We start from the raw sequence: 15,922 nt of genomic DNA, 5'->3' as shown, positions 1-15,922 counted from the left end.
AAAGGCAATTTATGGCTGACACAGTAAGATTAAATAAAGTATTAAGGGAATTAAATATCTCTATAGATCGTGCGGTAGATTTTTTAGAATCTAAAGGCATTGATGTAGAGAAAAGTCCTAATACTAAAATATCAGAAGACGTACATGCAATTCTTTCAAACGAATTTCAAACAGATGCTAGCAAAAAAGTAGCATCTCAAGAAGTTAGTGAGGCAAAAATTAAAGAGAAAGAAGTATTACGTGAACAACGAGAACGAGAACTTGAGGAAAAACAAAAGGAAGCGGCAAGAAAAGAAGAAATTATTAAAGCTTCTACAATTATTTCAAGACCAAAAGCCGTTGGAAAAATTGATTTAGAGCCAAAAAAGAAAGAAGAAATTCCAGCTCCTCAAGTAGAAGAAGCTAAAGAAGTTGCTCAAGAAATTCCTAAAAAAGAAGAGTCAGCACCAGTAATAGCCAAAGAAGAGCCTGTTGTTGAAAAGCCAAAACCTGAACCTGTTCAAAAACCTGTAGAAACCAAACCTGCAGAGCCAAAACGTGAAATATTTAATAGTGAAGGAATATTAGTTCCTGATGAAAGAGTAGAAACTCAATATCAAAAGCTTACAGGTCCTAAAATTTCTGGAGATAAAATAGATCTTTCACAATTCAATAAGCCAAAGAAAAAGAAGGAAGAAAAGAAACCAGAAACTAGACCTGGTAATGACAATGCTAATAAAAAGAAGCGTCGTCGTATTAGTAAAGTAGGTGGGCCACAAACTGGAGGAGATCAAAATAAGCCAGGAGTACAACAACCTGGTGGACCAAACAGACCTGGCGGACCAAACAAACCAGGAGATAGATTTAAAGGAAATAATAATCAAGGTCCTAGACGCCCAATTTTAAAAGAAGAACCAAGCGAGGAAGATGTTCAAAAGCAAGTAAGAGAAACGCTTGAAAAACTTCAAGGTAAATCTAATAAAGGAAAAGGAGCAAAATATCGTAGAGAAAAAAGAGAACATCATAGAGAACAATCTGAAAAGAGCTTAGAGCAAGAAGCAGCAGAAAGTAAAATTCTTAAAGTTACTGAGTTTGTTACTGCAAGTGAAGTTGCAACAATGATGGATGTTCCTGTAACTCAAATTATTTCAGCATGTATGTCACTTGGTATGATGGTAACCATGAACCAACGATTGGATGCAGAAACACTTAGTATTGTTGCTGAAGAATTTGGTTATCAAGTAGAATTTGTTACTGCTGCAATAGAAGAATCTATTGAAGAAGTTGAAGATACCGAAGAAGATTTAAAACCACGTGCACCAATTGTAACAGTAATGGGTCACGTAGATCATGGTAAAACATCGCTTTTAGATTATATCCGTAAAGAAAATGTAATTGCTGGAGAATCTGGAGGAATCACTCAACATATTGGCGCTTATGGTGTAGAACTTGACAATGGTCAAAAAATAGCATTTTTAGATACACCAGGTCACGAAGCGTTTACCGCTATGCGTGCTCGTGGTGCGCAAGTAACAGATTTAGCAATTATTGTTGTAGCTGCTGATGATGATATTATGCCACAAACTAAGGAAGCCATTTCTCATGCTCAAGCAGCTGGTGTACCAATCATTTTTGCGATTAATAAAATAGATAAGCCTGACGCAAATCCAGAAAAAATTAAAGAAGGACTTGCTCAAATGAATTTATTAGTTGAAGATTGGGGAGGGAAAATTCAATCCCATGATATTTCAGCAAAAAAAGGAACAGGCGTAAAAGAGCTTTTAGAAAAAGTACTACTTGAAGCCGAATTACTTGAACTTAAAGCGAACCCTGATAAACAAGCAAGCGGAACTGTAGTTGAAGCCTTCTTAGATAAGGGTCGTGGTTATGTATCAACAATTTTGGTGCAAGCAGGAACCTTAAGAGTTGGTGATTATGTATTGGCAGGGAAAAATAGTGGCAAGGTAAAAGCTATGCAGGATGAACGTGGCAACAATGTTGTTGAAGCTGGACCATCAACGCCTGTATCGATTTTAGGATTAGATGGCGCACCACAAGCAGGTGATAAGTTTAATGTTTTCCGTGATGAGCGTGAAGCCAAACAAATAGCTGCTAAAAGAGCACAATTGCAACGTGAGCAATCTGTTAGAACACAAAGACATATTACACTAGATGAAATAGGTCGACGTATTGCTCTTGGAGATTTCCAAGAATTAAACATCATTCTTAAAGGAGATGTGGATGGTTCTGTTGAAGCATTAACAGATTCATTCCAAAAATTATCAACAGAAGAAATTCAGGTTAATATTCTACATAAAGGTGTAGGTGCCATTACTGAAAGTGATGTGTTATTAGCTTCCGCTTCTGATGCTATTATAGTTGGATTTAATGTACGCCCTGTTGGAAATGCAAGAATGATTGCCGATAGAGAAGAAATTGATATTAGAACTTACTCTATTATTTACGATGCTATTAATGACCTTAAAGACGCTATGGAAGGTATGTTGTCTCCAGAGCTTAAAGAGGAAATTACCGGAACGGCTGAGATTAGAGAAATATTTAAAGTTACTAAAATTGGAAGCATTGCTGGTTGTATGGTAACAAATGGTAAGATATTCAGAAATTCTGGAGTGCGTTTAATTAGAGATGGTGTTGTTGTATATACTGGAGAATTAGCTTCTTTAAAACGATTTAAAGACGACGTTAAAGAAGTAACTAAAGGATATGATTGCGGTATGCAGGTTAAAAACTATAACGACATAAAAGAGGGTGATATAATTGAAGCCTTCCATGAAGTTGAGGTTAAAAAGAAACTTAAATAATAAGTATAAATTATGAGTATAAAAAAAAAAGCACTTTCAACAGAAAGTGTTTTTTGTTTTAAATTATTTAAGAGTTATTTTATTTCCTTTTTAGGTTTGAAAATGAAAGCACTTGAAAATTTTTGTTTCACTTCTTTCAAAGCTCTGTCAGCTTCTAAGCGTGTTGTAAAACTTCCCGCCCAAATTTTAAAATTTGGATATTCATATACTATGTTTGATTTCCATTTATCAAAAGTTGAGTTAAATTTACTTTGTGTTGCTTCTGCATCAGAGCGATTTCCAGAATAAACCTGTATTTTATATCTGTCAATTGCATTATCTGTTTTGTTCATTTCTTTTTTTAAATCCAACAAAACATCAATATTTTTATCTTGATTTACGGTTACATTTCCCTGTTGAGCAAACCCATTAGTTGTTAAAAATAAACAACCAATAAATGCTAAAAGGCTAATTTTCAAACTCAATGTTTTCATTTTTATCAATATTTATTACAAATGTATAAGTTATTAACTGAAATAGTATATAATTTATTATTTAGAATCTCTCTAAATTATCAATTATCAACACTCTGCGTTTCTAAAATCGAGTTTAAATATTACTTTTGCCTACGTTTTAAACTATGATTTTCTCTATTTTATATATAGAAAAAACCATACCAAAGATTAGAAGTTAATTCAACCAATAATATGAGACAGGTTATTCACTGTAAATTAAGTAAGGACTTATTATGTCTAGGCTTAATTATTCTATTAGCGTTTTCAACCTCACTTTCTGCTCAGGAAGGTGATCCGGCAACAGGAAAATCATTGTTTAATGCCAATTGTGCTGCCTGCCACCAGTTAGATAAAAAAATGACTGGACCAGCTTTACGTAATGTTGAAGCTAGATTATCAAATGATCAAGGTTTAGATAAAGCATGGATATATGCGTGGGTACGTAATAGTGCCGGAGTTATAAAATCTGGTGATGCTTACGCAAATAAGGTATTTAATGAGTATGGCGGTACAGCAATGACAGCTTTCCCTCAATTATCAGACCAAGATATTGATAATATTTTAGCATATACAGCTGAAGTTAAAGCTGAACCAGCAGCTCAAGCTGCAACAACTACAACAGAAACAGCTGCAACTTCAGATATTTCAAATGAACTTATTCTAGGAGCCTTAGCAATTTTATTTGTATTGTTGGCTACTGGTCTGTATTTGGTTAACAAAACATTACGTCGCTTTGCAGCTGCAAAGGATATTGATTTGCCAGAAACAAAAAGAACGCCATTATGGAAAGCTTTTGCTCAAAATCAATTTTTGGTTTTGGTTACTGCAATATTTTTGTTGTTAGCCAGTGCTTATTTTGTTTATGGGTACTTAATGCAAATTGGGGTTGATCAAGGATATCAACCAATACAACCAATTCATTTCTCTCACAAAATTCATGCTGGTGATAATGCAATTGATTGTAAGTACTGTCACTCTTCTGCTAGAGTAAGTAAAACTTCTGGTATTCCTTCGTTAAATGTTTGTATGAATTGCCATAAGTCAATTTATGAATACAAAGGGGAAACATCTGTAGAATTCACTAAAGAATTTTATGACGGAGAAATTAAAAAACTTTATGCTGCTGCCGGATGGGATGATACAGCACAACAATATACTGGTAATTCTCAGCCTGTAAAATGGGTAAGAATACATAATTTACCTGATTTTGTTTACTTTAACCATTCTCAACATGTTAGTGTTGCAGGAGTTGAGTGTCAAACTTGTCATGGTCCAGTAGAAACGATGGAAGTTGTTAGTCAATTTGCTCCTTTAACCATGGGATGGTGTATTGATTGCCACAGAACTACCAATGTTAACATGAAAGACAATGCTTACTATGAAAAAATACATGAGCAGTTGGCTAAGAAATATGGCGTTAAGGAAGTTACCGAAGCTCAAATGGGTGGTTTAGAATGTGGTAAGTGTCATTATTAATTTATTAAAGAAGTAATTCAATTATATAATATGTCATCAAACAAGAAATACTGGAAAAGTGTTGAGGAGCTAAACGAAAATAGTTCTATTGTTGAGACGCTAAAACAAAACGAGTTTGTAGAAGAAATTCCTACTGATGAATTTTTAGGTAATAAAGATTCTTTAGAAGCTTCTTCAACAACACGTCGCGATTTCTTAAAATACGTTGGTTTTAGTACAGCTGCTGCAACATTGGCAGCATGTGAAGGACCAGTTATTAAATCAATACCATATGTTGTGCAACCAGAACAAATTATTCCTGGAGTTGCCAATTATTATGCTACTTCAATAGCAGATGGGTATGACTTTGCAAGCGTTTTAGTTAAAACTCGAGAAGGACGTCCAATTAAAATAGAAAATAACGCTTTAGCAACTACCAATGGAAGTGCGAATGCTAGAGTGAATGCTTCTGTTTTAGGATTGTATGACAGTTTAAGAGTTCAAAGTCCTAGAAAAGAAGGAAGTTCAATTTCTTGGGATGAATTAGATGCAGAAGTTATTCAAAAATTAACATCGTTAAAGGATTCTGGTAAAGACATTGTTTTATTTACTCAAACTTTTGCAAGTCCTTCAACTAGTAAGTTAATTACTGAATTTAAGGAAAAATATGGTAATGTGCGTCATGTAGTTTATGATTCAATTTCTGAATCTTCTGCGTTAGATGCTTACCAAACAAAATATGGAGAACGTGGTTTAGCTAATTACGATTTTTCAAAAGCTATGACCATTGTATCTGTTGGAGCTGATTTCTTAGGAGATTGGCAAGGAGGCGGATTTGATTCTGGATATTCAAAAAATAGAATTCCTCAAAATGGTAAAATGTCAAGACATATTCAGTTTGAATCAAATATGTCATTATCAGGTGCTAATGCCGATAAAAGAGTGCCATTAACTCCAAGCCAACAAAAAGTAGCTTTAGCTAAGTTATACAGTTATGTAGTTGGCGGTTCTGTTTCTGGAACATTACCTGAAAATATTGAAGATGCAGTTAAAAAAGCTGCTTCTCAATTAAAAAAAGCAGGAAGCAACGGTTTAGTTGTAACTGGAATTCAAGATGTAAATGCTCAAACAGTAGCTCTTGAAATCAATGAATATTTAAATAGTAAGGCTTTTGATAAAGCTGCACCTATTAAAACAAGACAAGGTAGTGATAAAGAAGTAATGACTTTAGTTGCTGATATGAAAGCAGGAAAAGTTGGTGCTATTTTTATGAGTGGTGTAAATCCATTATATACCTTACCAAATGCTGCTGATTTTGAAGAAGGATTAAAAAACACTGAATTATCAGTTACTTTTTCAATGAAAGAAGATGAAACATCTTCTAAAACTCAATTTATTGCAGCTTTACCACACTATTTAGAATCTTGGGGTGATGTTGAAATTAAAAAGGGACATTATGCTTTAATTCAACCAGCGATACGTCCATTATTTAATACAAGACAATTTCAAGAAGCTTTATTAAAATGGACAGGAAAAGATGTTTCATACCATGATTATATAAAAGAAACTTGGGGAACAACTATATTAGGAACAAGCTCATTTAATCAAGCATTACATGATGGTATTTTTGTTGGAGAAATTGCAACTCAGGTTGAAGATACAACAGATGCTTCAGATAGCTTGGAAACTCCTTCAGGTGACGCAGCTAGAACTTTAGCAAATTCTGCAAAATCAAGTCCATTAGAATTAGTATTGTATACTAAAACAGGAATGGGCGATGGTCAACAAGCTAATAACCCATGGTTACAAGAGTTTCCAGACCCAATCACCAGAGTATCTTGGGACAATTATTTAACTGTTTCTAAAAAAGATGCTGAGGCTTTAGGTTTAGTAAATGTTCATGTAGCTAATGGTGCTTTAAACGGAAGTTATGTTAAAGTAACTGTAAATGGTAATAGTCTTACTGTTCCAGTAATTATTCAACCAGGTCAAGCAATTGGATCTGTTGGATTATCCTTTGGATATGGAAAGACTTTAGGATTAAAACAAGAAATGCAAACAGGTGTTAACGCCTATACTTTATATAACAATTTTAATAACGTTCAAGATGTAACTGTTGAATTGGCTGCTGGTGAGCATGAATTTGCATGTGTTCAGTTACATAATACGTTAATGGGTCGTGGTAGTATTATTAAAGAAACTACGTTAGAAATTTTCAATACAAAAGATAAAGAACACTGGAATGCTGTTCCTATGGTTTCTTTAAATCATGTAGAAACGCCAGTTACTTCACCAGAAGTTGATTTATGGGATGAATTTGATCGTTCAATTGGACATCATTTCAACTTATCAATCGATTTAAATGCTTGTACAGGTTGTGGTGCTTGCGTCATTGCTTGTCATGCTGAAAATAATGTGCCAGTAGTTGGTAAAACAGAGGTAAGACGCAGTAGAGATATGCACTGGTTGCGTATTGATAGATATTATTCTTCTGAAGAGACTTTTGAAGGCGATAATGAAAAAAGAGATAAAATTTCAGGGTTGTCAAGTTCATTAAGTGAATTTGCAGAAATGGAACATGCTTCTGAAAATCCTCAAGTTTCTTTCCAACCAGTAATGTGTCAACATTGTAATCATGCACCTTGTGAAACTGTTTGCCCAGTGGCAGCAACATCACATGGTCGTCAAGGTCAAAACCATATGGCATACAACCGTTGCGTAGGTACACGTTACTGTGCTAATAACTGTCCTTATAAAGTACGACGTTTTAACTGGTTCCTATATAACGGAAATGATGAGTTTGATTATCATATGAACGATGATTTAGGTCGTATGGTATTAAATCCAGATGTTGTTGTACGTTCTCGTGGAGTTATGGAAAAATGTTCAATGTGTATTCAAAAAACACAAAAAACCATTCTTGACGCTAAACGTGATGGACGTGTGATTAAAGATGGTGAATTCCAAACAGCTTGTTCTGCAGCGTGTAGCAATGGAGCGATGGTATTTGGAGACATCAACGATAAAGAAAGTAAAGTTGCAAAACTTAAAGAAGATAACCGTATGTATCACTTGTTGGAAAGCGTTGGAACAAAACCAAACGTGATGTACCAAACAAAAGTGGTTAATGCTACGGAAGCATAATAAATTAATTAAGAAATAATTAAAAAAGGATTATGGCGTCTCATTACGAAGCACCTATTAGAAGACCTTTAGTTACAGGAGAAAAATCATATCACGATGTATCGGTTGATGTGGCCAAACCTGTTGAAGGAAAAGCCAATAAATCTTGGTGGATAGTTTTCTCTATATCACTAACCGCTTTTCTATGGGGAATTGGATGTATCATTTATACAATATCAACAGGTATAGGTACTTGGGGTTTAAATAAAACCGTAGGTTGGGCCTGGGATATTACAAACTTTGTTTGGTGGGTAGGTATCGGTCATGCAGGAACACTTATTTCTGCAGTACTTTTATTATTCCGTCAAAAATGGAGAATGGCTATTAACCGTTCTGCGGAGGCAATGACAATTTTCTCTGTTGTTCAAGCAGGTTTATTTCCAATCATTCACATGGGTCGTCCATGGTTAGGATATTGGGTATTGCCAATTCCAAACCAATTTGGATCATTGTGGGTAAACTTTAACTCGCCATTACTTTGGGACGTTTTCGCAATCTCTACGTATTTATCTGTATCATTAGTATTCTGGTGGACAGGTTTATTACCAGATTTTGCAATGATTCGTGATAGAGCTGTGAAGCCTTTCCAAAAGAAAATATATTCATTATTGAGTTTTGGATGGTCTGGTCGTGCAAAAGATTGGCAACGTTTTGAGGAAGTATCTTTGGTACTTGCTGGTTTAGCAACTCCACTTGTGCTTTCTGTGCATACTATTGTATCGTTTGACTTCGCAACATCAGTAATTCCAGGTTGGCATACTACAATTTTTCCTCCTTACTTTGTTGCTGGTGCAGTATTCTCAGGATTTGCTATGGTAAATACACTTCTTATCATTATGAGAAAAGTGTGTAACCTTGAAGACTATATAACAGTTCAACATATTGAATTAATGAACATAGTAATCATGATTACTGGTTCTATAGTAGGTGTTGCTTACATTACCGAATTATTTATTGCATGGTATTCTGGAGTAGAATATGAACAATATGCATTCTTAAATAGAGCAACAGGACCTTACTGGTGGGCATATTGGTCTATGATGACTTGTAATGTATTCTCACCACAATTTATGTGGTTCAAAAAACTAAGAACAAGCATTATGTTTTCTTTCTTCATCAGTATTGTAGTAAATATTGGGATGTGGTTTGAACGTTTTGTAATTATTGTAACATCATTGCACAGAGATTATTTACCATCATCTTGGACCATGTTCTCTCCAACATTTGTTGATATTGGAATTTTTATTGGAACAATTGGATTCTTCTTTGTATTATTTTTATTATACTCAAGAACATTCCCAGTAATTGCTCAAGCTGAAGTAAAAACAATATTAAAATCTTCTGGAGAAAAATATAAGAGATTAAGAGAAGCTGGACAAAGTTTAGTAGGAACTGGTGTTGATGCCAGAACTTCTACAAAATACGCTTCAGGAGATGATGCAAACCAAACAAAAAATAACGAGTAGCATATGGAAACTTCAAAAGTAATTCACGCTATTTATAATGATGATGATGTCTTAATGGAAGCTGTTAAGAAAGTTAAGGCAGAAAGATATCATATAGAAGAAATATATACACCTTTTCCTGTTCACGGATTAGACAAAGCTATGGGATTAGCACCAACACGTATTGCTATTGCATCTTTCATTTATGGTTTAATTGGATTATCTGTAGCAATTACAATGATGAACTTTATTATGATTAAAGATTGGCCACAAAACATTGGTGGTAAACCAAGCTTTAGTTATATAGAAAATATGCCAGCATTTGTACCAATTATGTTTGAATTAACAGTGTTTTTTGCTGCGCATTTAATGGTTATCACTTTTTATTTAAGAAGTAGGATGTGGCCATTTAAAAAATCTGAAAACCCTGATCCTAGAACAACAGACGATCATTTTTTAATGGAAATCGCTGTTGATGGTAATGAAAATGAGTTAACTAATTTGCTAAAAGAGTCAGGTGCAGTTGAGATTAATTTAGTTGATAAAGCCCACTAATGAATCATATGAAAAGCTTAATTAAAATATCAGTAATTTTTGTCGTTTTAATAACCATGACATCATGTAGAAAGGATACAGCTCCTAACTATCAATTTATGCCTAATATGTACGCACCAATAAGTTATGAAACTTATGGTGAGTCAACGGCATTTGCCAATGGAGTTGAAGCTCAATTATCTGCTGAAGGAACAATTTCTAGAGGACACAGTCTTTTTGAATATGAAAATTCAATAGAGGGATATACATTAGCTAAGGAAACTTTAAAAAGCCCGTTAGATTCAACACAAGTTAATTTAGATAATGCAAAAGTATTATTCGAAATTTATTGTGGTATTTGTCATGGCGTTAAAGGTGACGGACAAGGAAATCTTGTAAAAAGAGAAAAAATTCTTGGTATTCCAAGATACGATGATCCAGCAAGAGCCATTACTGAAGGCAGTATTTACCATACAGTTTATTATGGAAAAAATGCTATGGGTTCATATGCAAACCAATTAAGTGAAAAAGAACGTTGGGAAGTAGTATCCTATGTGCTTAAATTAAAAGCAGATTTAGAAAAGTAAGATTATATAGATATGTATACATTTTCAAATAAATTAAGAACATTTTCTTTCGCTCTAATAATTCTAGGGTTGTTAGGTGTTGGATATGGTTTTATGACATCTCATAAATCTTTAGAAGAAGTAAAAATGATGCTGGCAGAAGAGGCATCAGAACACGGTAATGGTCATGCAGAGGCTACAACACATGCTGTTGTTGAAGATGCTCATGGTTCAACTTCTCATGAAGCAAATGTAGAAGAAGCGCATCATGGTGACGAGCATGTAGAACATGTTCAACATCAAATTGCAAACAGACCTTGGTCTGCACTTTATGTAGCTGCTTTTTTCTTCATGATGATTTCTTTAGGAATTTTAGCATTTTATGCTATTCAAATAGCTGCACAAGCTGGATGGTCGCCTGTATTATTTAGAGTCATGGAAGGTATGACAGCTTATTTATTACCGGGCGCTTTAATAGTTATTGCTATAGCAGTGGCTTCTGGAACTATAGGACATTACAATTTATTTATTTGGATGGATCCTGAGGTTGTTGCAGATGATAAATTGATTCAAGGAAAATCAGGGTGGTTAAATTTACCTTGGTTCACAATTAGAGGATTAATTTTTGTTGCTGGATGGAGTTTATACCGTCATTTTTCACGTAAATTTTCAATAGCTCAAGATACAGCTGAAGATAAAAGTAATTTCAAAAAGGCGTTCCGTATTTCTGCAGCTTTCTTAGTATTCTTCATTTATACTGAATCTATGATGTCTTGGGATTGGATTATGAGTGTTGATCCACATTGGTTTAGTACTTTGTTTGGATGGTATGTTTTTGCAAGTATGTTTGTAAGCGGTATTACAGTTTTAGCTTTAATTACCATCTACTTAAAATCTAGAAATTATTTAGAATTTGTAAATGAAAACCATTTACATGATGTTGCCAAGTTTATGTTCGCATTCAGTATTTTCTGGACATACTTATGGTTTTCACAATTTATGCTTATTTGGTATTCAAACATACCAGAAGAAGTAACATATTTTGTAACTCGTTTTGGTGATTACAAATTACCATTCCTAGGTATGGTTGTCATGAATTTTGTTTTCCCAATCCTTATGTTAATGAACGCAGATTTCAAGAGAGTTCCTTGGTTTGTAGTTATGACTGGTTTAGTAATTTTAGCAGGACACTATGTAGACATTTTCAACATGATAATGCCTGCAACTGTTGGAGACAGATGGTTTATTGGAATCCCTGAAATTAGTTCAGTATTACTTTTTGCAGGATTATTTATATTAGTAGTGTTTACTGCTTTAACAAAAGCGCCATTACTTGTAAAAGGATATCCATTTAGAAAAGAAAGTGAACATTTCCATTATTAATTAAGAAATAAATAAAGACGAACGACAACAATGACTGCTTTATTAACAATTATAGTTTTAGTATTTATTTTAGTTGCCATTTGGCAAATGGTGAAGATTTTTGATTTAGCTCAAGCTAAAGTTGAAAACTCACAAGTAGCCAATGATAGTGACAACAGAATGAATGGATATTTAATGATGGGCTTTTTGGCTTTCATTTATATTATCACAATCGTGTGTTTTGTAAAATGGGGTAATTTACCTTTATTATCAAATTCAGCTTCAGAACATGGTCCTCAAATTGATAACTTAATGATTATTTCATTAACGTTAATTTTTGTTGTGCAAACAATCACACAGTTTTTATTATACTATTTTGCTTTTAAATACAAAGGAGAAAAAGGTAAAAAAGCATTGTTCTTTGCTGATAATAACAAGTTAGAAGCTATTTGGACAATTATTCCTGTAATAGTTTTGGCAGGATTAATTATTTACGGATTAAACACTTGGATTAACATTATGGGTGTCGATGAAAGTGATGATCCTATGGTTATTGAACTGTATGCCCAACAGTTTAATTGGACTGCTCGTTATGCAGGAGAAGATAATACATTAGGAAAAGCCAATGTACGTTTAATAGATATTGACCGTGCTAATGTTCTAGGAATTGATGAAGCTGATTCTTATGGACAAGATGACGTCATTACTAAAGAATTGCACCTACCTGTAGGAAGACCCATATTGTTTAAAATGCGCTCTCAAGATGTGTTGCACTCAGCATACATGCCTCATTTTAGAGCCCAAATGAACTGTGTTCCAGGAATGATAACACAATTTGGACTCACGCCAACTGTTACTACAGCTGAAATGCGTCAAAGAACTGAAATAACTGAAAAGGTTGCGAATATTAACAAAATTAGAGTAGAAGAGAGTAAAAAATTAATCGCCAAAGGAGGTGAAGCTCTTGATCCTTATGAATTTGATTACTTGTTATTATGTAATAAAATTTGCGGTAAGTCACATTACAACATGCAAATGAAAATTGTTGTTGAAACCCAGGATGAGTATGATGCTTGGATTAAAGAGCAAAAAGTATTCAAAAATTCTCTAATTAATTAATTTTAAAAAGATAAACAAGATATAAGATTATGTCAGCACACGAAGATACTCACGCTCACGACGACCACGGACATCATCACAAAGAAACCTTTGTTACTAAATATATATTTAGTCAAGATCATAAAATGATTGCTAAACAGTACCTAATTACAGGTACTATTATGGGGGTTATAGGTGTATTTATGTCTATGATGTTCCGTATGCAATTGGCATGGCCAGAACAACCAAATGTATTATTTGAAGCAATATTAGGTAAATGGGCTCCAAATGGTGTTATGGATGCTGATATTTATTTGGCATTGGTTACTATTCATGGTACTATCATGGTATTTTTTGTACTAACAGCTGGTTTGAGTGGTACGTTTAGTAACTTATTAATTCCATTGCAAATTGGTGCTCGCGATATGGCATCTGGATTTTTAAACATGATTTCATATTGGTTATTTTTCTTATCAAGTGTTATCATGGTTATTTCATTATTTGTTGAAGCTGGACCAGCAGCAGCAGGTTGGACTATCTATCCACCATTAAGTGCTTTACCAATGGCTCAAGGTGGCTCTGGTTTAGGTATGACCTTATGGTTAGTATCCATGGCAATTTTTATTGCATCATCATTAATGGGTTCGTTAAACTATATAGTTACTGTAATAAATTTACGTACTAAAGGAATGTCTATGACTAGACTTCCATTAACAATATGGACATTTTTTATCACTGCTGTAATTGGGGTAATTTCTTTCCCTGTGTTATTATCTGCGGCTTTGTTATTAATTATGGATAGAAGTTTTGGAACTTCATTCTTCTTATCAGATATTTTCATTCAAGGCGAAGTATTACATTATCAAGGGGGTTCTCCTGTGTTATTTGAACACTTATTCTGGTTCTTAGGGCATCCTGAAGTTTACATTGTAATTTTACCAGCTATGGGATTGGTTTCTGAAATTATGGCGTCAAACTCACGTAAACCAATTTTTGGTTACAGAGCCATGATTGCTTCAGTTTTGGCCATCGCATTTTTGTCAACAATAGTTTGGGGACACCATATGTTTGTTTCTGGAATGAATCCATTTTTAGGTTCTGTATTTACATTCACGACTTTATTAATTGCAATACCTTCTGCGGTTAAAGCATTTAACTGGATTACAACATTATGGAAAGGTAATTTACAAATGAATCCTGCTATGTTATTCTCTATCGGATTTGTTTCAACTTTTATTACTGGTGGTTTAACAGGAATTATTCTTGGAGATAGTGCTTTAGATATCAATGTACACGATACTTACTTTGTAGTTGCTCACTTCCATTTAGTAATGGGCATATCTGCATTGTATGGTATGTTTGCTGGTATTTATCATTGGTATCCAAAAATGTTTGGTAGAATGTTAAATAAAAATTTAGGTTACATACATTTCTGGGTAACTGCAGTTTGTGCTTATGGGGTATTTTTCCCAATGCATTTTATTGGAATGGCTGGATTACCAAGACGTTATTACACAAATACAAATTTTCCATTATTTGATGATTTAGCTAATGTGAATGTTATTATAACCATTTTCGCTTTAATAGGAGGGATTGTTCAAATTGTGTATTTATACAATTTCTTCAGTAGTATTTTCTACGGTAAAAAAGCTGTGCAAAATCCATGGAAATCTAATACTTTAGAGTGGACAACTCCTGTTGAGCATCTTCATGGAAACTGGCCAGGAGAAATTCCTCATGTTTACCGTTGGTCTTACGATTATAGCAAACCAGGACATGATGAAGACTTTGTGCCTCAAAATGTTCCTTTAATGGAAGGTGAAGAAGAGCTTCAACATTAAACTTAAATAAAAAATAATATTGAAAAGCCTTTCTATTTTTAGAAAGGCTTTTTCTTTATATTTGTTTGTTATGAATGAAAACTTAGATCCAACAAGCGAACATTTTTCTCCAGAAGAGATTGATGTAGAAAAGAAATTAAGACCATTATCTTTTAATGATTTTACTGGTCAGGATCAGGTTTTAGAGAATCTTCAAATATTTGTACAGGCTGCTAATTTACGAAGTGAAGCATTAGATCATACATTGTTTCATGGGCCTCCGGGATTAGGAAAAACAACGTTAGCTCACATTTTAGCAAATGAATTAAGGGTAGGAATAAAAGTAACTTCTGGACCAGTATTAGACAAGCCTGGAGATTTAGCAGGGTTACTAACAAATCTTGAAGAACGCGATGTTTTGTTTATTGATGAAATTCATCGTTTAAGTCCAATAGTTGAAGAATACTTGTATTCTGCTATGGAAGATTATAAGATTGATATCATGATTGAATCTGGGCCTAACGCTCGAACAGTTCAAATCAATTTAAATCCGTTTACACTTATTGGAGCCACTACTCGCTCTGGATTGTTAACATCTCCAATGCGTGCTCGTTTTGGTATTCAAAGTAGGTTACAATATTATAATACAGAACTATTAACCACTATTTTACAGCGTAGTGCATCTATTTTAGATGTGCCTATTTCTATGGAAGCAGCTATTGAAATAGCTGGAAGAAGTAGAGGGACACCAAGAATAGCAAATGCTTTGTTACGACGTGTTCGAGATTTTGCTCAAATAAAAGGTAATGGAAGTATCGATATCAAAATAGCCAAATTTGCCTTAGAAGCTTTAAATGTTGATGCCCACGGTTTAGACGAAATGGACAACAAAATTTTAGCGACTATTATTGATAAGTTTAAAGGCGGACCAGTTGGAATTACCACTATTGCAACAGCGGTTAGCGAAAGTTCAGAGACCATTGAAGAAGTGTATGAACCTTTTCTAATACAACAAGGCTTTATAATGCGTACTCCTCGAGGACGTGAAGTAACGGAATTAGCATACAAACATCTTGGTAAAATAAAGGGAAATATTCAAGGAGGGTTGTTTTAATAAGGATGATTAAATTTTTTCGAAAAATTCGACAATCATTATTGACTCAA

Annotated in this window: 11 protein-coding genes; 10 read left to right on the top strand and 1 reads right to left on the bottom strand. The window is 34.0% G+C overall.

Annotation, left to right across the window (positions count from 1 at the left end; translation table 11 throughout):
- Window positions 1-11: 11 nt before the first annotated feature.
- Window positions 12-2,801: a translation initiation factor IF-2 gene (infB, locus tag V8G69_RS06500; RefSeq protein WP_394881020.1), complete on the top strand. Its 2,790-nt coding sequence runs from the start codon at window positions 12-14 to the stop codon at window positions 2,799-2,801.
- Between the two features lie 74 nt (window positions 2,802-2,875).
- On the opposite strand, the gene V8G69_RS06495 is transcribed toward infB, so the two are convergent.
- Window positions 2,876-3,274, bottom strand: coding sequence for an SPOR domain-containing protein (locus tag V8G69_RS06495; RefSeq protein WP_394881019.1), 399 nt, complete (start codon window positions 3,272-3,274; stop codon window positions 2,876-2,878).
- A gap of 213 nt (window positions 3,275-3,487) precedes the next feature.
- Between V8G69_RS06495 and V8G69_RS06490 the strand changes: the two genes are divergently transcribed.
- The 9 genes from V8G69_RS06490 (at window position 3,488) to ruvB (ending at window position 15,872) form a co-directional block, all read left to right on the top strand.
- Complete coding sequence (locus V8G69_RS06490) at window positions 3,488-4,771, top strand: cytochrome c3 family protein (protein WP_394881018.1); 1,284 nt, start codon at window positions 3,488-3,490, stop codon at window positions 4,769-4,771.
- 30 nt (window positions 4,772-4,801) lie between these two features.
- Entirely contained in the window at window positions 4,802-7,894 is a 3,093-nt protein-coding gene (locus V8G69_RS06485; protein WP_394881017.1) for a TAT-variant-translocated molybdopterin oxidoreductase, read from the top strand.
- Between the two features lie 32 nt (window positions 7,895-7,926).
- Window positions 7,927-9,399, top strand: coding sequence for an NrfD/PsrC family molybdoenzyme membrane anchor subunit (gene nrfD / locus V8G69_RS06480; protein ID WP_394881016.1), 1,473 nt, complete (start codon window positions 7,927-7,929; stop codon window positions 9,397-9,399).
- 3 nt (window positions 9,400-9,402) lie between these two features.
- Window positions 9,403-9,933, top strand: coding sequence for a DUF3341 domain-containing protein (locus V8G69_RS06475; protein WP_394881015.1), 531 nt, complete (start codon window positions 9,403-9,405; stop codon window positions 9,931-9,933).
- 8 nt (window positions 9,934-9,941) lie between these two features.
- Window positions 9,942-10,499 (top strand): c-type cytochrome, encoded by a 558-nt coding sequence (locus tag V8G69_RS06470; RefSeq protein WP_394881014.1) that lies wholly within the window; start codon window positions 9,942-9,944, stop codon window positions 10,497-10,499.
- Between the two features lie 12 nt (window positions 10,500-10,511).
- On the top strand, window positions 10,512-11,861 hold the full coding sequence (locus V8G69_RS06465; RefSeq protein ID WP_394881013.1) for a quinol:cytochrome C oxidoreductase: 1,350 nt from the start codon (window positions 10,512-10,514) through the stop codon (window positions 11,859-11,861).
- A gap of 30 nt (window positions 11,862-11,891) precedes the next feature.
- On the top strand, window positions 11,892-12,959 hold the full coding sequence (locus tag V8G69_RS06460; protein WP_394881012.1) for a cytochrome c oxidase subunit II: 1,068 nt from the start codon (window positions 11,892-11,894) through the stop codon (window positions 12,957-12,959).
- A gap of 29 nt (window positions 12,960-12,988) precedes the next feature.
- The gene (locus V8G69_RS06455; protein WP_394881011.1) at window positions 12,989-14,779 is read left to right on the top strand and encodes a cbb3-type cytochrome c oxidase subunit I; all 1,791 of its coding nucleotides are present in this window, start codon (window positions 12,989-12,991) and stop codon (window positions 14,777-14,779) included.
- 70 nt (window positions 14,780-14,849) lie between these two features.
- Window positions 14,850-15,872, top strand: a complete 1,023-nt coding sequence (ruvB, locus tag V8G69_RS06450) for a Holliday junction branch migration DNA helicase RuvB (RefSeq protein ID WP_394881010.1) — start codon at window positions 14,850-14,852, stop codon at window positions 15,870-15,872.
- The last annotated feature ends 50 nt before the right edge of the window (window positions 15,873-15,922 follow it).

The sequence above is a fragment of the Gaetbulibacter sp. M235 genome (assembly GCF_043876835.1).
Classification (GTDB): Bacteria; Bacteroidota; Bacteroidia; order Flavobacteriales; family Flavobacteriaceae; genus Yeosuana.
This window is presented reverse-complemented; position numbering and strand designations above follow the sequence as displayed.